General features: G+C 70.9%; 15 protein-coding genes. 7 read left to right on the forward strand and 8 right to left on the reverse strand.

The genetic code is table 11. The annotated features are described in order from the left end of the window. Positions 1-156 precede the first annotated feature (156 nt). Both ACH41F_RS31525 and ACH41F_RS31530 read right to left on the reverse strand, forming a co-directional pair. Positions 157-1785 carry a thiamine pyrophosphate-binding protein gene (locus tag ACH41F_RS31525; protein ID WP_398838529.1) on the reverse strand — a complete coding sequence of 543 codons (1629 nt, stop codon included), beginning with the start codon at positions 1783-1785 and terminating at the stop codon, positions 157-159. Next, positions 1782-2567, reverse strand: coding sequence for a cyclase family protein (locus ACH41F_RS31530; protein ID WP_391237114.1), 786 nt, complete (start codon positions 2565-2567; stop codon positions 1782-1784). Before ACH41F_RS31530 ends, ACH41F_RS31525 begins: the two co-directional genes overlap by 4 nt. Before the next feature lie 236 nt (positions 2568-2803). Between ACH41F_RS31530 and ACH41F_RS31535 the strand changes: the two genes are divergently transcribed. Continuing rightward, positions 2804-3613 (forward strand): PhzF family phenazine biosynthesis isomerase, encoded by an 810-nt coding sequence (locus ACH41F_RS31535; protein WP_391237117.1) that lies wholly within the window; start codon positions 2804-2806, stop codon positions 3611-3613. Between the two features lie 19 nt (positions 3614-3632). On the opposite strand, the gene ACH41F_RS31540 is transcribed toward ACH41F_RS31535, so the two are convergent. Further along, positions 3633-4433: a type II CAAX prenyl endopeptidase Rce1 family protein gene (locus tag ACH41F_RS31540; RefSeq protein ID WP_391237120.1), complete on the reverse strand. Its 801-nt coding sequence runs from the start codon at positions 4431-4433 to the stop codon at positions 3633-3635. Between the two features lie 186 nt (positions 4434-4619). On the opposite strand from ACH41F_RS31540, the gene ACH41F_RS31545 reads away from it, so the two are divergent. Further along, on the forward strand, positions 4620-6392 hold the full coding sequence (locus tag ACH41F_RS31545; protein ID WP_391237123.1) for a substrate-binding domain-containing protein: 1773 nt from the start codon (positions 4620-4622) through the stop codon (positions 6390-6392). A gap of 31 nt (positions 6393-6423) precedes the next feature. On the opposite strand, the gene ACH41F_RS31550 is transcribed toward ACH41F_RS31545, so the two are convergent. Continuing rightward, positions 6424-7941: a glutamate--cysteine ligase gene (locus ACH41F_RS31550; protein ID WP_391237126.1), complete on the reverse strand. Its 1518-nt coding sequence runs from the start codon at positions 7939-7941 to the stop codon at positions 6424-6426. 556 nt (positions 7942-8497) lie between these two features. Here ACH41F_RS31550 and ACH41F_RS31555 point away from each other — a divergent pair. From ACH41F_RS31555 to ACH41F_RS31565, 3 genes are all read left to right on the forward strand, one after another. Next, the gene (locus ACH41F_RS31555; RefSeq protein ID WP_391237129.1) at positions 8498-9082 is read left to right on the forward strand and encodes a hypothetical protein; all 585 of its coding nucleotides are present in this window, start codon (positions 8498-8500) and stop codon (positions 9080-9082) included. Between the two features lie 335 nt (positions 9083-9417). Continuing rightward, positions 9418-9624 carry a DUF5999 family protein gene (locus ACH41F_RS31560; RefSeq protein WP_391237132.1) on the forward strand — a complete coding sequence of 69 codons (207 nt, stop codon included), beginning with the start codon at positions 9418-9420 and terminating at the stop codon, positions 9622-9624. A gap of 278 nt (positions 9625-9902) precedes the next feature. Continuing rightward, the gene (locus ACH41F_RS31565) at positions 9903-10949 is read left to right on the forward strand and encodes a substrate-binding domain-containing protein (RefSeq protein ID WP_391237135.1); all 1047 of its coding nucleotides are present in this window, start codon (positions 9903-9905) and stop codon (positions 10947-10949) included. Between the two features lie 99 nt (positions 10950-11048). Here the strand turns inward: ACH41F_RS31565 and ACH41F_RS31570 are convergent, their stop codons facing one another. From ACH41F_RS31570 to ACH41F_RS31585, 4 genes are read right to left on the reverse strand one after another with little or no spacing between them, the layout of a single operon-like run. Further along, the gene (locus tag ACH41F_RS31570) at positions 11049-12116 is read right to left on the reverse strand and encodes an endo-1,4-beta-xylanase (RefSeq protein WP_398838534.1); all 1068 of its coding nucleotides are present in this window, start codon (positions 12114-12116) and stop codon (positions 11049-11051) included. A 49-nt stretch (positions 12117-12165) separates the two neighbouring features. Further along, on the reverse strand, positions 12166-12930 hold the full coding sequence (locus tag ACH41F_RS31575) for an ABC transporter permease subunit (protein ID WP_391237203.1): 765 nt from the start codon (positions 12928-12930) through the stop codon (positions 12166-12168). 59 nt (positions 12931-12989) lie between these two features. Beyond that, complete coding sequence (locus tag ACH41F_RS31580; RefSeq protein ID WP_398838536.1) at positions 12990-13988, reverse strand: carbohydrate ABC transporter permease; 999 nt, start codon at positions 13986-13988, stop codon at positions 12990-12992. 6 nt (positions 13989-13994) lie between these two features. After that, positions 13995-15290: an extracellular solute-binding protein gene (locus tag ACH41F_RS31585; protein ID WP_391237143.1), complete on the reverse strand. Its 1296-nt coding sequence runs from the start codon at positions 15288-15290 to the stop codon at positions 13995-13997. 732 nt (positions 15291-16022) lie between these two features. On the opposite strand from ACH41F_RS31585, the gene ACH41F_RS31590 reads away from it, so the two are divergent. Further along, entirely contained in the window at positions 16023-18110 is a 2088-nt protein-coding gene (locus tag ACH41F_RS31590; protein ID WP_398838539.1) for an amino acid transporter, read from the forward strand. Between the two features lie 104 nt (positions 18111-18214). After that, positions 18215-18610, forward strand: a complete 396-nt coding sequence (locus ACH41F_RS31595; protein WP_398838541.1) for a molybdopterin-binding protein — start codon at positions 18215-18217, stop codon at positions 18608-18610. Positions 18611-18635 lie beyond the last annotated feature (25 nt).

An 18635-nucleotide genomic window follows, 5' to 3' on the forward strand; every position in this document is an offset into this window, starting at 1 on the left:
TGCGTCAACGATATATCGGAACAGGTCGCATGACAAGCCCCTGCCGATAGCGCTGCCGATAGCGCCATGCTCACGCGGCATGGGAAGGGGCCGCGTGCCGGAGACTCACCCGGCACGCGGCCCCTCGCCCGTCTGCTCTGCCGTCGCGGCGCCCCGTCAGTGCCCGCGGAACGCCTCCTCCAGCCACCACGCCCCGTGGTCCGCCGTCACCTTGGCGTCGACCAGCAGCGGTGCCGACCGCGGCCCCGCCACCCAGTCCGCCACCGCCTTCAGGTCGGCCGGGGAGCGGACGGTGACCGCCTCGAAGCCGTGCCCCCGGGCGATCGCGGCGATGTCGGTCGGCGGGAAGGTGACCGTGCCGAGCGGGAAGCCGTCCGGTCCGAAGTGGTGCACCTCCGCCCCGTACCCCTCGTCGTCGTAGACGACGACCACCATCGGCAGCCCGAGCCTGCGCACGGTCTCCAGCTCGGCGGCGCCCATCAGCGCGCCGCCGTCGCCGAGCGCGGCCACCGGCAGCCGGTCGGGGCGGGCCAGGGCCGCGCCGATGGTGGTCGCCAGGCCCAGGCCGATGGACTGGAAGGCCTGGGTGAAGCAGAAGCCGTTCTCGTCGGGCACCGACAGATACGCGGTCGGGTAACCCATGAAGTTCCCGGAGTCCACGCCGACGACCCGCTGCGCCGGGAGGATGTCGTCGAGCGCGATGCTCAGCGTCCGCGGGTCGATGCGGTCCCGGGTGCTCTCGTCCTCGTGCCCCACCTCCCGCCACCGCACCTGTGCGCCGACGGGCGCGGCGCGATACCCCTCCCGTGGCGCGCCGCCCGCGTCCAGGGCGCGCCGCGCGGTCCGTGCCACGTCGCCGACCACGCCGAGGTGGATCTCCCGGTGGACGCCGAGGGCGCGGACGTCGTCGTCGACCTGGACGACGGTGGCGTCCGGACCGATGAGGCGGCCGTGCCGCGTGGTCCACAGGGTGAGGGCGCAGCCCCAGCCGACGATCAGGTCGGCGCCCTGGACCAGTTCGGCGGCGAGGGGCGCGGCGAATCCGCCGCAGACCCCGAGCGACCAGGGGTTGTCGTGGAACAGGCCGTGGGCCACGGCCGAGGTCGCCAGCAGCGCGCCATGGTGGTCGGCGAGCACGGTGAGTGCCTCTCGGGCACCGGGTGAGCGGGCGCCGCGGCCGGCCACGAAGACCGGGCGCCGGGAGCGTGCCAGGGCCGCGGTCAGGGCCGACACATCGGACTCCGAGGGCTCGACGGCGGCTCGCGGAGGTGGCGGGGCCACGGCGATCGCGGCGGTGTCCTGGACGTCCAGGACCTGCACGTCCAGGGGGAGGTTCAGCAGCACGGTACGGCGCTCGTGCAGGGTACGCCGTACGGCGGCGCGGGCCTGCTCGACCGCGGCGTGCGGGGACGTCACCCGCTCGGTGACCGCGCCCACCGCCTCCGCCAACGCCCCCTGGTCGACGTGGAAGTTGGAGGTGCGCCGGGTCGCCTCGGCCGCGAGGACGAGGAGCGGGGTACGGCTCTTGGCGGCCTCCGTGATGCCGGTGAGGGCGTTGGTCAGGCCGGGCCCCTGGTGCACGCTCAGCGCGGCGACGGTCCCGCTCGTGCGGGCGTAGGCGTCGGCCATGGTGGCGGCGCCGCCCTCGTGGCGGGCGGCGACATAGCGGGAGCCGGCGGCCACCATGGCGTTGGTGAGGTGGAAGTTGCCCGAACCGACCACGCCGAACACCTGCTCGACGCCGGCCGCGGTCAGGGCCCGCCCGACGGCCTCGGCGACCTTCATGACCGCTCCACCAGGGCGAGCACCCGGGCGGGGGAACCGGAGCCCTTCAGGATCGGCAGCGGGCCCGCGACGACCACCGCGCCGGTGGCGGGCAGCTCGGCCAGGTTCCGCAGCTGGGTGAGCCCGTACTTGTCGTTGCCCAGGAGATGGGAGTGGCACGGGAAGACCGGGTCGAAGGAGTGGGCGGCGCCCGCGTCGGTGCCGACCGTCTCGGTGCCGAGGCCGATGACCGGGGACTCCTCGGCCACCCAGCGGGCGCACTCCGGGGACAGGCCCGGGGTGTGCGGGCCGTTCTCGTCGGCGTTGAGGAACTCCTCCTGGGAGTGGGAGCGCGCGTCCCAGCCGGTGCGCAGGAGCAGCCAACCGCCCTCCGGCAACGGCCCGTTGTCGGCCTCCCACGCCTTGATGTGGTCCACCTCGACGAGGAAGTCGGGGTCCTCGGCGGCCAGGGCGGAGAAGTCCAGCACGGCCGCGGGCGCGATGAGCCGCCCCACCGGCACGGAGGCCACGTCGGCGAGGTCCTTGCCGGTGACCCAGTGGTTCGGCGCGTCGAAGTGCGTGCCCGTGTGCTCGCCGGTGCGGAAGTTGTTCCAGTACCAGGCGGGCCCCCGGTCGTCGTACCGGCTGATCTCCTCCAGCTCGAACACCTGCGTCTGCCCGAACTCCTCGGGCAACCGGATCACCGGCGTCCGCGACGACAGCGGCGCCGTCAGATCGACGACCTTGATCGCACCGCTCCGCAGCCCGGACAGCAGCGCGGCGAGAACGGACGGCTGGGACATGACGGCCTCCAGAAAACCTCGTGGACGCGGGACGCGGGACGCGCTGACGACGGTCGCACCGTCTCCGAGGCGCGTCCAGACGTGCCTCAGCGGGACGCGCTGACGACCCGAGGCGCGTCCAGACCTGCCTCACGGCGGTGCCGCGGCGCTCGCACCGGCCTCCCGGTCCTCAAATCGGTCCAGTGACCCGGAATTGGCCTTGGCCCGCGGATTCTCGGCCCTCTAGCGTCGGCGTCATGCGTATCCGAATCGTCGACGCCTTCACCGATCGCCCCTTCGCCGGCAACCCGGCCGGGGTGCTGCTGCTGGACGCCTTCCCGGACGACCACCAGATGCAGAACATCGCTCTGGAGGTCAATCACGCGGAGACGGCCTTCGCGCACCGCCTTCCCGAGGGCGGCGCGGCCGACTGGGCGCTGCGCTGGTTCACGCCGAGGACGGAGGTCGCCCTGTGCGGGCACGCCACGCTGGCCACGGCCCACGTCCTGCACACCACGGGCGCCCACGAGGGCCCGGTGCGGTTCGCGACGCGCAGCGGTGTCCTCGTCGCGACGCCGGGCGAGGACGGCTCGATCACCCTGGACTTCCCGACCGCCCCGCTCACCTCCGTCGAGGTCCCGGACGGCGTCGGGACGGCCCTCGGCGCCGCACCGCTGTCCGCCTTCGACACCGGCCCGAACGTGGGCGACCTGCTGGTGGAGCTCGCCGACGAGAAGACCGTGCACGCCCTGACGCCGGACCACAGGGCCCTGGGCGCCTACTCGGAGCGCGGCATCATCGCCACCGCCCGCGCCGAGAACCCCGGCCTGGGCTACGACTTCGTCTCGCGCTGCTTCTTCCCGAACGTCGGCATCGACGAGGACCCGGTCACCGGCAGCGCCCACACCGCGCTGGCGCCGTTCTGGTCCGAGCGCCTGGGCCGGACCGATCTGACCGGACTGCAGGCCTCGCCGCGCGCGGGCCGGGTCCGCACCCGGGTGGTGGGCGAGCGCACGCTGCTCACCGGCCGAGCGGTCACCACCATCGAGGGCGACCTGCTGGTCTGAGCACCGGGCTGCCGGCCGCTCACGCCGTCGGCAGCCAGCCCACCTTCCCGGCCAGCAGCGCGTAGCCGACGAACGCCCCGATGTCGAGCAGCGAATGCGCCACCACCAGGGGACCCACCCGGCCCCACCGGCGGTAGAGGAGGACGAAGACCACGCCCATCACCATGTTGCCGATGAAGCCGCCGATGCCCTGGTAGAGGTGGTACGACCCGCGCAGTACGGAACTGGCCACCAGCGCGGTCACGGGCGTCCAGCCCAGCTGCCCCAGTCGGCGCAGCAGATAGCCGACGACGATGACCTCTTCGAGGATCGCGTTCTGCATCGCGGACAGGATCAGCACCGGGTACTTCCACCACACCTCCGGCAGCGCCTCCGGCACCACCGTGAGATTGAAGCCCAGGCCGCGTGCGGCCAGGTAGAAGGCGATTCCGGTACTGCCGATCACCGCGGCGATCGCCGCGCCGCGGCCGAGGTCGGGCCACGGCCGCGTGCGGTCGAAGCCGAGGGTGCGCAGGCTGCCGCCCTCGCGCAGCAGGAAGTGCGCGACGAGGGCCACGGGCACGAGGGACGAGGCGATCCCGAAGAGCTGCCAGGCCAGATCGAGCCAGGGGCGACCGGGCGCGGCCGAGGCGTTGAGGGTGGCCGCCTGGTCCTTGAGGCCGCCCGGTCTGGTGACCGATCCGACAAAGCTGATCAGGGCGGACACTCCGCTCGCACCGAGCGAAAGCCCCAGAACGAGCAGTGTCTCGTCACGGAGGATCCGTCGCGAAAGGCCCTTCTCCGGAAAAGAATCGGCCATGAGGCCCGCCTCTCCCTGCACACCTGACTCCAATTCAGTAATCCCGTCCCATCCCCATCGCCGCCCCGCTAGGGTCTCGAAAGAAGTTGCGAAGATCGTGCGCGACAGGCCGTTGGGGGACGGACACCGTACGGGGCTGACCTCCCCTTTGCCTGCCCTACGGCCGTGGGACCGGCAGCAGGTACGACAGGGAGGGGCACCACCGTCATGGGACGTCACAGCTTGCCCGATCAGTACGGGGCGGGCGGCAGCGACCCCCGCCCGCGCGCCCGCAGCCGTACGGTGGCCCTGGTGACGGTGCTCGTCCTGGCCGCCGCGGGCGGCACGGCGGCCGCGGTGCAGAGCGGACTGCTCTCCTTCGGTTCCTCCTGCCAGGACGACGCGGTGGACCTGAGGCTCGCCGCCTCCCCCGACATGGCCCCCGCCCTGCGCGCCGCGGCGAAGCGGGCCCGGGACAGCAGCCTCACCTCGGACGGCCGGTGCGTGGACGTCGAGGTGACCGCCCGCGACTCCGCCAAGCTCACCGACACCCTGCTGGCGGGCCGCGAGACCGATGTCCAGGTCTGGGTGCCCGACTCGGAGGTGTGGGTCAAGCGGATCGCGGCGAACACCAGGGCCACCGAGGTCACCCCGGCCGGCAGCCTCGCCTCCAGCCCGGTCGGGGTGGCGATGGTCCCGCAGGCCGCGAAGTCACTGGGCTGGCCGCGGAAGTCGTACAGCTGGATCGAACTGGTCGGCGCCACGATGCGGGCCGACTCCGTCAAGCTGGGCGCCGCCGACCCCGCGCGAAGTGCGACCGGGCTGCTGGCGCTCACCCAGCTCAGTTCCGGCGCCGCCAAGGTCAAGGGCGGCGACACCCAGGCCGCGGCCATGATGAAGGCCCTCTCCCAGCGCACCGTCGACAGCGACACCCAGGTCCTGGACACCCTGCCGCGCGACTCCTCGGGCACCGAGCGGGGCAACCCCAAGCGCAACCAGGCGCTCATTCTCAGCGAGCAGGCGGCGTTCGCGTACAACTCCGGCACGAACGGCGAGGGCCTCGACCTCTTCTACCCCAAGGACGGCTCGCCCCGGCTCGACTATCCCTATCTGCTGGTCGACCAGACGGAGCTGACCACCGACGAGAGCCGCGCGGCGCTGCGGTTCATGAACTACCTGCACAAGCCCGAGCAGCGGCGGCTCATGGAGAAGTACGGCTTCCGGACCTCCGCCGACGAGGTGCCGCGGTCACTGGTGACGCGGGCCGGTGGCAGCACCCCGCAGCCGTACGGGCAGTACGCCCTCAAGCCCGCCTCGGAGGTGGCGCTCCAGGAGGCGCTGGGCACCTGGACGATCACGGTGCAGAGCGCGCGGATCACCACGGTGGTGGACGCCTCGTCCTCCATGTCCGAACGGGTCCCGGGCACGGGCCGGTCCCGCATGGACGTGACCAAGGCCTCCCTGCTCCAGGCGCTCGCCACCTTCACGCCCGAGGACGAGATCGGCCTGTGGCAGTTCTCCACGAAGCTGGACGGTGACCGGGACTACCGCGTCCTGGTGCCGACCGGCCGCCTCGGCGACAGCAAGGACGGCGCGACCCAGCGCGACCGGCTGTCGGCGGCCTTCAGCGACCTGGCCCCGGTGCCCAACGGCGCGACCGGCCTGTACGACACCACCCTCGCCGCCTACGAGGAAGCCACGTCCTCCTACGCCGAGGGCAAGTTCAACGCCCTGGTCGTGCTGACCGACGGCGTCAACCAGGACCCCGGCAGCATCTCCCGCGGCGTCCTCGTCAGCCGGCTCCAGCAGCTCGTGGACCCCGACCGGCCGGTCCCCCTCATCATGATCGCGGTCGGCCCGGACGCCGACCGCGAGGAGGCGCAGCAGATCGCGCGGGCCACCGGCGGCACCGGCCAGGAGGTCACGGACCCGGCGCAGATCCACGAGGTGATCCTGGAGGCGATCGTGGCGGCGGGGGCCAAGGGCAGCGGGCTCGGCTGAGCCGGCCGCCGCACCCTCGCCCCCGCACGCCTCACCCGAGCGGCGCCGGCTCCGGGAGCCCCACCGGCCAGGTGTGCACCGGCTCTCCGAGGTGCATCAGCTCGGCGTAGCGCCGAGTGGTCGCGGCCAGCGCGGCATCCCGGCCGAGGCCCGTCTCCAGCGCCCGGTGGTACGTGGCCGCCTGCCAGGTCGCCCCGTTGGCCCGCCGCCGGCACCGCTCGTCGATCACGCCCAGGTAGAAGTCGCGGTCCGCGGGGTCCACCCCCCAGGCGTCCAGGCCGGCCGCGGCGAGCGGCAGCAGTTCGTCCCGGACGAGGGTGACGGCGTCGACCTGTGCCATGCCGCCGTACCGCCCGCGCCGCGGCCAGTCGAAGCGGGCCTCGATGCCGTGCTCGCACGCCGCGTCGAAGTTGGCGGCGGCCGCCTCGAAGGGCATCCGGGTCCACACCGGCCGTGACTCCTCGGCGAGGGCGCGGACCACGCCGTAGTAGAAGGCCGCGTTGGCGATGACGTCGGTGACGGTGGGGCCGGCGGGCAGGACGCGGTTCTCCACGCGCAGGTGCGGGACGCCGTCGGCGATGTCGTAGACCGGGCGGTTCCAGCGGTAGACGGTGCCGTTGTGCAGGACCATCTCGGCGAGCCGGGGGATCCCGCCCGCGTCGAGGACCTCCAGCGGGTCCTCGTCGTCGCAGATCGGCAGCAGGGCCGGGTAGTAGCGCAGGTTCTCCTCGAAGAGGTCGTACGCCGAGGAGATCCACCGCTCCCCGAACCAGGTCCGCGGCCGGACGCCCTGCGCCTGGAGTTCGGGCGGGCGGGTGTCGGTGGACTGCGTGAACAGCGGCGGCCGCGACTCGCGCCACAGCTCCCGCCCGAACAGGAACGGCGAGTTGGCCCCCACGGCGATCTGCGCGGCGGTGACGGCCTGCGCGGCGTTCCACACGTCCGCGAAGCGGCCCGGGGTGACCTGGAGGTGCAGTTGCACGGAGGTGCAGGCGGCTTCCGGCGCTATGGACTTCGAGGTGCAGACGAGGTGCTCGACCCCCTCGATGTCCAGGACGAAGTCCTCACCGCGGGCCGCGACGATCTGGTCGTTGAGCAGCGCGTAGCGGTCGACGTCGGAGAGGTTGGAGGAGACCACGTCGTCCCGGTCGAGCGTCGGCAGAATGCCGATCATCACGATTCCGGCGTCGACCTCCCCCGCTTTCCGATGGGCATATGCCAGGGACGTGCGGATTTCCTCGGCGAGCCGGTCGAATACCCGGCCCCCCAAAGCGTGTGGGGCTATGTTGACTTCCAGGTTGAACATGGCGAGTTCTGTTTGGAAATCTCGGCTGGCGATCCTTTCCAGGACCTCCGCATTCAGCATTCTCGGCATGCCGTCGGTACCGGCGAGATTCAGTTCGATCTCCAGCCCCATGAGGTTCTTCGGGCGATCGAACCGCTTCTCCGCCAGCAAGCGCTCCAGTCCCGTCAGGCACGTGCGGAGCTTGTCGCGGTACAGCTGCCGATCGGACAGGTCGAACCGGCCTGCCGCGACCTTCTCCCCCATCGAAGCGTCCTTTCCTGGGCTGGGCGGCGGGCCGAGGATCCGGCCGCCGATGTCGGGTCACGTGGGATGATGCCCCGTGGAGACGATCGATAACGTCCCCGCGCCGGCCCGGCGCCCGCTACGCTGTCGCACGTGACCTGCGGCACATTCACCGGGCATGCGGCACTGCGCAGTTTCGGGTTCCCCCCACGCCTCGTGAAAAACGCCGACGACAATTAGCCGACCACTTGCCCGGTATTCAGCCAGGTCATCACGCGTGTCGCCACCGAGAATCGGGATGATTTCCGCGTATCGCCGACCGAATGGGCCCTTGCTCTTCACACCGGATACGTCTAGACGAAACACCGTCTGAACACGTGTCGTATAAACTCCGCGAGCGAGGCAGAAGGTTGGCGCCCACGGTCTGTTCGAACTGCCGTCGAGGTGACGTACGGCAGCTCTCACGCACACCCCACGCACCGGGACCCGGCCCCCGCCTGTCTGACCCCGCGAGCTGACAGCGCCGTCCGCCCACGCCCTCGCGCCCCTGTGCCTGTCGAATGAGAGGCGACCCATCATGCCGCTGCATGTCCCCCCGGCTCCCGCGCCCGCACTTCGCTCCGTCCTCACCGCACTCGGTTCGCCCACCGCCGTCCGCGAGGCCCGAACCCCTTCCCTCCGCACCGCCCAGGGGCCCCTGACACCCGAACTGCCCCTGCCGGTCCACGTCCTGGACGAGATCACCGCCGCGGGGGCCTCCGCCACCCGGTTGACCGGCTGGCGCTTTCTGATCCGCTGCCAGGACCGTGCCGTGGCCGCCGCCGAGACCCGGCTGACCCCGGACGGCTGGGCCTTCTCGCACTTCTTCGAGGGCCCCTACATCGCCTCGACCGAGCGCGCCCTGCGCCAGGCCGAGACCATGCAACAGCCCTACCAGCCCCGCCTGTTGTCGGTCCCCGGCCTCTACATGCTCACCCTCTGGCTGCACGGCGACCCCGCCGCCGACGCCGCGACCGGCCACCCCGCCGCCACCGACCTGCTGATCCCCCTCGCGCCCGCACCGCCCGGCATCGCCGCCCACCGGCCGCACCGCGTCGCGGAACTGCTCCCCGTCCTGAGCCATCGCGCGACCCCGGCCCCCCTGCTGGGGCAGCTCGCCTGACCTCCGAAGCCCCAGCCGCACACCGGATCGAGAAAGCAGGAGCCCCAGCCGCACACCGGATCGAGAAAGCAGGCTCGTACGAGCGCGACAGGGCTCGTACGAGCCTTTTTCCTGCCCGCACCCCGTCCGGACTAGCCCCATCCGGCCATCCCGAACCACCCGAACAGACAGCGCAGTTGGGATGAACCGTCCGCCCGGGTGACGCGTCATGAACCTGTGAGGGGCGGTGCCGCGAAATGCCTGCGGATTGGCGCCCGTGGGGCAACACTGGTTCCGACCGACTTATCACAACGGGGGCGGCCATGAAAACCACGACAAAGCGAAAGATCCCACCCATGTGCCAGCACCAGCCACCGTGTCCGACCGCAGAGTCCGCCGACCGGGAGGGCGCCCGACTCGTGGCGCACCACCCGGAGCAGGGATGGAGCCTGCTGTGCAACGGCGTTCTGCTCTTCGAGGACACCGGTGAGCTTCTGCCCGACGGCAAGATCATCGACCCGCACCGCCCACTGGGAACCGAAAAGGTGATGACCGCCGCCTGAGGCGACGCCGGGCGGCTGACCGACCGCCCGGCCGATCGAGGGGCCGGTCGCAGCCACGCTGCGCACCGGCCCCGACACGTGTCCGGTGGCGATCACTGCGCGTAGCGCACCGTGCGGCGCGCGGTCACCACCGGGCACACGCTCCCCCTCGGTTCCGGCCCGAGCCACCCCCTTGGTCCGGACACACCCCTCCCACTCCGTTCCGGTACGCCCTTCCCATCGCCGCCCGTTTTCCGGAAGACTCCTGGAAGTTTCGATCCGTCGACGGAGGTGGGGAGTTGGCAGCACACGAGGTCGGCACCGAGGGGGGTGCGGGGGCCGGGGGCCGGGTCACCATCACCGAGATCGCCCGGCAGGCCGGCGTCTCCGTGCCGACCGTCTCCCGGGTCGTCAACGGCCGCTCCGACGTCTCCCCCCGGACCCGGGCCCGCGTCGAGGAACTGCTCCGACGCCACGGCTACCGCAAGCGCGCGCTCTCCTCCGGCAACAAGGCCGCACTGCTCGACCTCGTCTTCAACGACCTCGACAGCCCCTGGGCGGTGGAGATCATCCGCGGGGTCGAGGAGGTGGCGCACGCGGCCGGCGTCGGCACCGTGGTCTCGGCGATACACGGCCGCTCCGGTGACGCCCGGGAATGGATGCGCAACCTCCGGGCCCGCGCCTCCGACGGCGTCATCCTGGTCACCTCGGTCCTGGAGCCGGTGCTGCACGAGGAGTTGCGCATCCTCGGCGTCCCCCTGGTCGTCGTCGACCCGGCGGGCTCCCCCACGCTGGACGCCCCCACCATCGGCGCCGCCAACTGGTCGGGCGGCATGGCGGCCACCGAGCACCTGCTGGCGCTGGGCCACCGCAGGATCGGCCTGATCGCGGGACCGCCCCGGCTCCTGTGCTCCCGGGCCCGCTTCGACGGCTACCGCGCGGCCCTGGAGGGCGCCGGCCTCACGGTCGACGACTGCCTGGTCGTCCCCGGCGACTTCCACCCCGAGTCCGGCTTCGAGGGCTGCAACACCCTCCTCGACCTGCCCGAACCGCCGACCGCCGTCTTCGCGGCCAGCGACCAGATGGCGCTCGGCGCGATCGAGGCGCTGCGCAAGCGCGGGCTCCGGGTGCCCGAGGACATGAGCCTGGTCGGTTTCGACGACCTCCCGGAAGTGCGCTGGTCCGCGCCGCCCCTGACCACGGTCCGCCAGCCCCTCGCCGACATGGGCAAGCTGGCCGTCCGCACCGTGCTGAAGCTGGCCCGCGACGAACAGCCGGACTCGCCCCGGGTGGAACTGGGCACGGAGCTCGTGGTCAGGGCGAGCACCGCACCCCCCGCGCACTGACACGGCACCGGCCCGGCGGTGGGCCACACCGCCGGGTCGGGCCGCACCCCGGCGGACTCCCCTCCTTGCCCAGCCGCCGGGCGCCTCAGCGAACCGCCGCTACTTCTTCTTCAGTGCCTCCCTGATCGCGAAGTAGGCCGGCTTCGGCTGGAGTTGCTCGTCCCACGGCAGCGCCGCGCCCTGGCCCTCGAAGAACGCCGGTATCCAGCTGTACTTGTCGGTGTAGTCCCAGATCGTGATGCCGACGCACCTGCGCACCGCGAGGCAGGCGTCGGTCAGATCGGCGTACCACTGGGCCTGCTCGGCCAGCTTCTCCTCGGTCGCGGGCAGGATCATCCGGATGTCGACCTCGGTGAGGGAGGTGTCGAGCCCGAGCCGGGCGAAGCGGCGGAGGTTGTCCTCCAGGGTGGCCGGATAGCCGTACTGCAGTGCCAGATGCGCCTGGAGTCCGATGCCGTCCAGCGGGACGCCCTGCGCCTTCAGCTCCTTGGCGAGGGTGTAGTAGGCGTCGCTCTTCGGGCCGACCGCCTCGATGTTGTAGTCGTTGAGGTAGAGCTTGACCTTGGGGTCGGCCTGCCTCGCCCAGCGCAGCGCGTCGGCGATGTAGCCGGGGCCGAGGGTGTTGTAGAAGACCGTCTCGCGGTACGTCCCGTCCTCGTTGAAGGCCTCGTTGACGACGTCCCAGGCGAAGACCTTGCCCCGGTAGTGCCGTACCTCGGTCTGGATGTGCTTCTTCAGGACCGCCCGCAGTTCGGGCGCCGTCCACTGCCTGCTCGTCAGCCAGTCGGGCAGTTGGCTGTGCCAGACGAGGGTGTGGCCGCGCACCTTCTGGTGGTTGGCCCGGGCGAGGTTCACGATCTCGTCGCCCTGGGAGAAGTCGAAGACGCCCTGCTCGGGCTCGGTGGCGTACCACTTCATGCCGTTGCCCGGCGTGATCTGGTCGAACTCGCTGCCGAGGATGGCCTTGTAGGGCTCGTCGACGAGTTCGGGGTTGTCGGTGGCGCTGCCGAAGTAGCGGCCGTGGCGCTGGGCGAGGTCGGCGAGGGTGGGCTTCTTGCCGTGGGCCGCGGCACTTTCGTGGGCCTGGGCGCCTGGACCGGTGGCGACGCCTGCGGCCACCAGGAAGGCGGCGAGAGCGCCGGCGAGTCTGAGACGGTTCTTGCGCATGGTGCGACTCCTCACGTGCGGGGGTGGGCGAGCCGTACGGGTGACGCCGTCAGCCCTTCGTGGCGCCGGCGGTGAGGCCGCCGACGAGCTGGCGCTCGGCGACCGAGTAGAAGGCGAGGGCGGGGACCATCGCCAGGACGAGGTAGGCGAAGACACGGGCGTACTCCGCGGAGTACTGGCCCTGGAACTGCTGGACACCGATGGGCAGCGTCCACCAGGTGTTCTCGGTGAACACCAGCAGCGGCAGCATGAAGTTGTTCCAGCTGGTGACGACGGCGAGCACGGAGACCGTGCCGAGGGCGGGCCGCGCCATCGGCAGCAGCACCCGCCACAGGAACCCCAGCGAGCTGCACCCGTCGAGGGTGGCCGCCTCCTCCAGCTCCCCGGGGATCTCCCGGAAGAACGCGCGCAGGATGATGATCGTCATCGGCAGTCCGAACGCGGCCTGCGGAAGGATCACGCCCAGCGGGTTGTCCAGCAGGCCCAGCGAACGCAGCAGCAGGAACAACGGCAGCGCGGCCACCGCGAAGGGGAACATCAGCCCCATCGTGAACAGCGTGAACAGCGCCTCGCGCCCCCGGAAGGCGAACCGGGCGAAGGAGAACGCGGCGAGCGCCGAGACCGCGACCACGATCACGGTCGTCGCCACCGCGATCAGCGTGCTGCTGCCGAGCAGCCGCCAGAACTCGCTCGCCCCGAGGATGTCGGTGTAGTTGCCGGTCAGCCACTTCTCGGGCAGCCCGAAGGGGTTGCGGGAGAGCTCGTCGGTGGACTTGAAGCCGGAGACGACCGCGTACAGCAGTGGGGTGACCATCACCGCGCCGACGGCGACGAGGATCGCGTGGAACGGCAGCGTCCGGGTGGTCTTGCGGCTCACTTGCCGCCTCCCCTCATCGTCGTGGTGGCCCCTTCGAGGTCCCGTCGGAGCACGAACCGCTGGTAAGCCAGGGCGAAGACGAGGCAGATGCCGAACATGACCACGCTGATCGCGCTGGCGTAACCGACCTGGTAGCGCTTGAAGCCGTACTGGAACATGGTCACGGCCATGGTCTCGGAGTGATGGTCGGGGCCACCCTGGGTGGTCACCCAGACCAGGTCGAAGAGCTGGATCGCCCCGATGACGGACAGGAACACGCTGATGCGCAGGGTGGGCGCGAGCAGCGGCAGGGTGACACTGCGGAACCGCTGCCAGGAGTTGGCCCCGTCGATCAGCGCCGCCTCGGTCAACTCCCTGGGCACGGACTGGAGTGCGGCCAGGTAGAGCATCATGTGGAAGCCGAAGTACTTCCACGTCATGACCAGGAACAGGGTCGCCATGACGTTGGAGGGGTCGGCGAACCACTCCCCGCCCAGCCCGTCCAGGCCGATACCGCCGAGGAAGTGGTCGGCGAGACCGTCGTCCGGGGCGAAGATCATGCCGAACAGCACACCGGTGATGGCCTCGGAGAGCACGTACGGCGCGAAGAACAGCATCCGGTAGACCGCCCGGCCGCGCAGCCGTTGGTTCAGCAGCACGGCCATGGCGAGCGCGAACGGCAGTTGGACGGCGAGCGAGAGAACGACCAGGACCAGGCAGCGCCACAGGTCGCCCACGAAGACCGGGTTGTCGAGGAGCTGGGTGAAGTTCTCCGTGCCGATGTAGTCGGAGGGCATGCCGAAGCCGCCCCAACGGAAGAACGCGGCGTAGAGCGCGAACAGCATCGGCAGCAGCACGAGCCCGATGAACAGCACCAGGGCGGGCACCTGGAAGCCGACGGCGGTGAGCCAGTGGAGCGCCCGTCGCCGGGCCCGCCCCTTGGCCGCACCGGCGGCCGGGGGCGGGAGGCCGACGTCGGGGCCGCTCCGCTTGTCCGGGAGGAACGTGGAGGTCATCGGCTGTTACTGCTCTTCCTTCGCGATCTTGGTGATCGACTCGGCGACCTGCTGGGAGGACTTGGACCCGGCGATCAGCGCCGCCACGCTGTCGTTGACCTCCTGGCCGACGGCGGGCGCGTAGGCCTGGTCGAGGTAGAGCTGGAAGCCGGTGGCACCCTTCAACTGGGCCTGTACGGCCTTGATGTTGGGGTCGGCGATGGCGCTCTCGGCGCTGGGCACGACCGGGAGGACACCGGTCTTCTTGACGAGTTCGAGGTCGGTGGCCTCGGAGGCGAAGAACTTCAGGAAGTCCACGGCCGCCTGCGGGGCGCCCTTGCGCAGGGCGTGTCCGCCGCCTCCGCCGAACACCTCGGTGATGGCGCCCTTGCCGCCCTCGACGGCGGGGAACGGGAAGAAGCCGAGGTCGTCGCCGAGGCCCTTGCCCGCGTCGGCCTGGACCACCGGCGCCCACTGGCCCATGAGTTCCATGGCGGCCTTGCCGTTGCCGACGGCGGCGGCCTGGCCGGTCGGCGAGGAGTACGCGGCGCCGAGGAAGCCCTTCTGGAACGGCTGGAGATCGACGAGTTCCTGGAGGTGCTGGCCGGCCTGGACGAAGTCGTCGCCGGTGAAGTCCTGGGCCTCGTAGGCCTTTTGAAGGGCCTCGGCGCCGGCGGTGCGCATCGCGAGGTAGGCCCAGTAGTACATGCCGGGCCACTTCTCCTTGCCGGCGAGGGCGATCGGCGTGATCTTCTTCGACTTCAGCTTGCTCACGGCCTCCTTGAACGCGCCCCAGGTGGCGGGGGGTTCGCTGATGCCGGCCTGCTTGAAGAGCGCCTTGTTGTACCAGAAGCCGATCATGCCGATGTCGAACGGGACGCCGTAGGCCCGGTCGTCGATCAGGTACGGCTGCTTGGCGACCTCCAGCAGGCCGTCCGACCACGGCTTGGTCCGGTCGGTGAGGTCCTCCACGAGGCCCGCCTCGACCTGCTGCTTGAGCACGCCGCCGCCCCAGGTGTGGAAGATGTCGGGGAGTTTCCCGGAGGCGATCAGCGCCGTCATCTTCGATTTGTAGGCGTCGTTCTCCAACTGGACGATCTTTATCTTCACCTTGGGGTTCTGGGCCTCGAACTTCTTGGCCAGACCCGCCCAGACCGTCTTCGTGGGCTCGGTGGTGGAGATGTTCCACCACTCGACGGTGGTCGTCCCGTCGGACGAGCTCCCGTCGTCCGAGTCACCGCAGCCGCTCAGTGCGGTCATGCCCAGACCGGCCGCGGCGGACGCCGCCAGGAAGCCGCGGCGGGACAGTGCCGGGTCGCCCATGGTGTGCTCCTTGGGTACGGGACGGCACGTCTGTGACCGCCCACGGGACCGAAAGTTTCGGAGTTGATCCAGAAAGGTTCGTTGTTGCCGCACCCTAGAGACAGCTGCCAAACGGTGGCAACCCCTTGTACGCGGTGAATCTGCGCCCGACTCCCCGGCTTGCGAGCCATTGCGCATCGATCGGCCCGGACCGGGGGGTTCCGACACCCGCCCCACGGGGCCGGATCGGGCGGTGCCGAAGTCGCCCCGCGGGGGCGGGAGTCGATGCGGGCGCCGAGCGACGGCCGCCGGCTCCTCCACCGCACCACCCCCGGCGGACACCAGGCGGCACGACAGCGATCCACCGCGAGCACCACGGCGACAGCCCACCGCAACCGCCGCCCAGCGCCGCGCGCACCCTTCCTTCCGAGCGCCATCTGTTGCGAAACATTCGGATGATCTGCCGAACGTTACGATTGCTCCCGGGGTCCGACCGAGGAGCGGGACGGAGCATGACTCTGGGTGTCCGCCACTCCCGACACCCGGATCACTCTCTTGCGCCCCCAATCCCCCTCAAAGCGGGGCGAATCCGTACACATACAGCTCGCGAGGCGCCGCCGAGGGAGTCTTAACGGAAGCTTGACGCGCTCCCCACCCGCATCCGAGGGCCCAGGCATCACTCTCCGCTTACGCTGATGCGGCCGTCCGCGTGACGGCCGAACCACACGCTGAGCCGCACACCAGGAGCCCCCGATGGCCACCCCCGAACCCGCGCCACCGAGTCGCCTGCGCACCTGGATGCTGGAAGGCCTCTCGGACATGGCCCACGCTCAGCCGGCCCAGCCCGGCCAGCCCGCCCGGCCCGCGGAAGCCATGGACCCCACGGGCCCCACGAAGCGCAGGGAACGCAGGGAACGCCTGGAGCCCGTGGAGCCCGCCGCGGAGCCCGTGGAGCCCGTAGCACCCGTGGCACCCACGCAGCCATCCGCGTCCGAGCCGGAGCACCAGGGCCGGCCCTGGTGGCGGGTCATGTGCCTCACCGGCGTCGACTACTTCTCCACCCTCGGCTACCAACCCGGCATCGCGGCCCTGGCGGCGGGCCTGCTGTCCCCGATCGCGACGATCGTCCTGGTGGTCGTGACCCTGGCCGGCGCGCTCCCCGTGTACCGCCGGGTGGCCGAGGAGAGCCCCCACGGCCAGGGCTCCATCGCGATGCTGGAGCGTCTGCTCACCTTCTGGAAGGGCAAGCTCTTCGTCCTGACCCTGCTGGGTTTCGCCGCCACCGACTTCCTCATCACCATCACGCTGTCGGCCGCGGACGCCTCGACCCACCTGGTCGAGAACCCGCACCTCAACAGCGCCCTGCACGACCAGCAGATGCTGATCACCCTGATCCTGGTGGCCCTGCTCGGCGCGGTGTTCCTCAAGGGCTTCCTGGAGGCGATCGGCGTCGCCGTCGTCCTGGTCGGCCTCTACCTCGCCCTGAACGTGGTGGTGGTGAGCGTCGGTCTGTGGCACGTCCTCACCGCGGGCCATGTGATCACCGACTGGTCGTCCGCGCTGACCCACGAGCACGGCAACGTCTTCGTGATGATCGGCGTGGCCCTGATCGTCTTCCCCAAGCTCGCCCTCGGCCTCTCCGGCTTCGAGACCGGCGTCGCGGTCATGCCGCACGTCAAGGGCGACCCCGGCGACACCGACCAGAACCCGGCCGGCCGGATCCGTGACACGAAGAAGCTGCTCACCACCGCCGCCGTGATCATGAGCTGCTTCCTGATCGCCACCAGCTTCATCACCACCCTCCTCATCCCGGAGTCGGAGTTCGCACCGGGCGGCCAGGCCAACGGCCGCGCGCTCGCCTTCCTCGCGCACGAGTACCTCGGTGGCGCCTTCGGGACGCTCTACGACGTCTCGACCATCGCCATCCTGTGGTTCGCGGGCGCCTCCGCCATGGCCGGCCTGCTGAACCTGATGCCCCGCTACCTGCCCCGCTACGGCATGGCCCCGCACTGGGCCAGAGCCGTGCGCCCCATGGTCATCGTCTTCACGCTGATCGCCTTCCTGGTCACCTGGATCTTCGACGCCGACGTCGACGCCCAGGGCGGCGCCTACGCCACCGGCGTCCTGGTCCTGATCAGCTCCGCCGCGATCGCGGTGACCATCGCCGCCCGCAAGGCCGGCCAGCGGGGCTGGACCATCGGCTTCGCGGTCATCTCGGCGGTCTTCCTCTACACCACGGTCGTCAACGTCATCGAACGCCCGGACGGTGTGAAGATCGGCGCCTGCTTCATCGCCGGCATCATCCTGGTCTCCCTGCTCTCCCGACTGGCCCGTGCTTTCGAGCTCCGCGTGACCAGCGTGACGCTCGACCCCCTGGCGGAACGTTTCGTCCGGGACATGGCCCACCGCAAGATCCGCTTCATCGCCAACGAGCCCGACCAGCGCGACAAGGCCGAGTACCGCGACAAGATCGAGCAGATCCGCGAGGACAACGACATCCCCGGCCAGGAGGACTTCGTCTTCGTCGAGGTCACGGTCCTCGACCCCTCGGAGTTCGAGTCCGGTCTGACGGTCCGGGGCGAGATCCTGCATGGCCGCTACCGCGTCCTGACGCTGGAGTCCTCCTCCATCCCCAACGCCCTGGCGGCCCTGCTCCTCCACGTCCGCGACACCACGGGCCGCACCCCGCACATCTACTTCGAGTGGACCGAGGGCAACCCCTTCGCCAACTTCCTCCGCTTCCTCCTCTTCGGCCAGGGCGAGGTCGCCCCGGTGACCAGAGAGGTCCTGCGCGAGGCGGAACCGAACCGGGCCCACCGCCCCCGGGTCCACACAGGCTGACACCCCGTCGCACCGCTCCCCCGGACGCGCCCGCGCCCCCGTCACGTCATCCTTCGCCCGCCCCCGTCCGCGGTTCCCCGTCCCCCGGCCCTATCGTGATCCGCATGCAGTCGTACACGATCGGCCAGGCGGCCCGGCTCCTCGGCGTGAGCCCCGACACCGCTCGCCGCTGGGCGGACGCGGGCCGGGTGGCGACCCACCGCGACGAGGGCGGGCGCCGGCTCATCGACGGCCAGGACCTGGCCGCCTTCTCGGTCGAGCTGGCCCGGGGCGACACCGGCGACGAGGAGCCGTCGTACACCTCGGTCCGCAACGCCTTCCCCGGCATCGTCACCGCGATCAAACTCGGCGACGTCGCCGCCCAGGTCGAGATCCAGGCCGGTCCGCACCGGCTGGTCTCCCTGCTGACCCGCGAGGCGGTCGAGGAACTCGGCCTGGAGGTCGGCATGGAGGCCACGGCCCGGGTGAAGTCGACGAACGTACATATCGACCGCACCTGACCGACCGAGGACCGCGAAAAGGGCC

The sequence above is a fragment of the Streptomyces sp. NPDC020489 genome, from assembly GCF_044386545.1.
In the GTDB taxonomy this organism is placed as follows: Bacteria; Actinomycetota; Actinomycetes; order Streptomycetales; family Streptomycetaceae; genus Streptomyces.

Excerpts from the sequence above, each read along its gene's own strand:
- ACH41F_RS31525 (WP_398838529.1), bottom strand. The coding sequence starts at position 1,785 with ATGAAGGTCGCCGAGGCCGTCGGGCGGGCCCTGACCGCGGCCGGCGTC.
- ACH41F_RS31530 (WP_391237114.1), bottom strand. The coding sequence starts at position 2,567 with ATGTCCCAGCCGTCCGTTCTCGCCGCGCTGCTGTCCGGGCTGCGGAGC.
- ACH41F_RS31535 (WP_391237117.1), top strand. The coding sequence starts at position 2,804 with ATGCGTATCCGAATCGTCGACGCCTTCACCGATCGCCCCTTCGCCGGC.
- ACH41F_RS31545 (WP_391237123.1), top strand. The coding sequence starts at position 4,620 with ATGGGACGTCACAGCTTGCCCGATCAGTACGGGGCGGGCGGCAGCGAC.
- ACH41F_RS31550 (WP_391237126.1), bottom strand. The coding sequence starts at position 7,941 with ATGGGGGAGAAGGTCGCGGCAGGCCGGTTCGACCTGTCCGATCGGCAG.
- ACH41F_RS31555 (WP_391237129.1), top strand. The coding sequence starts at position 8,498 with ATGCCGCTGCATGTCCCCCCGGCTCCCGCGCCCGCACTTCGCTCCGTC.
- ACH41F_RS31560 (WP_391237132.1), top strand. The coding sequence starts at position 9,418 with ATGTGCCAGCACCAGCCACCGTGTCCGACCGCAGAGTCCGCCGACCGG.
- ACH41F_RS31570 (WP_398838534.1), bottom strand. The coding sequence starts at position 12,116 with ATGCGCAAGAACCGTCTCAGACTCGCCGGCGCTCTCGCCGCCTTCCTG.
- ACH41F_RS31575 (WP_391237203.1), bottom strand. The coding sequence starts at position 12,930 with ATGGTCACCCCACTGCTGTACGCGGTCGTCTCCGGCTTCAAGTCCACC.
- ACH41F_RS31580 (WP_398838536.1), bottom strand. The coding sequence starts at position 13,988 with ATGACCTCCACGTTCCTCCCGGACAAGCGGAGCGGCCCCGACGTCGGC.
- ACH41F_RS31585 (WP_391237143.1), bottom strand. The coding sequence starts at position 15,290 with ATGGGCGACCCGGCACTGTCCCGCCGCGGCTTCCTGGCGGCGTCCGCC.
- ACH41F_RS31590 (WP_398838539.1), top strand. The coding sequence starts at position 16,023 with ATGGCCACCCCCGAACCCGCGCCACCGAGTCGCCTGCGCACCTGGATG.
- ACH41F_RS31595 (WP_398838541.1), top strand. The coding sequence starts at position 18,215 with ATGCAGTCGTACACGATCGGCCAGGCGGCCCGGCTCCTCGGCGTGAGC.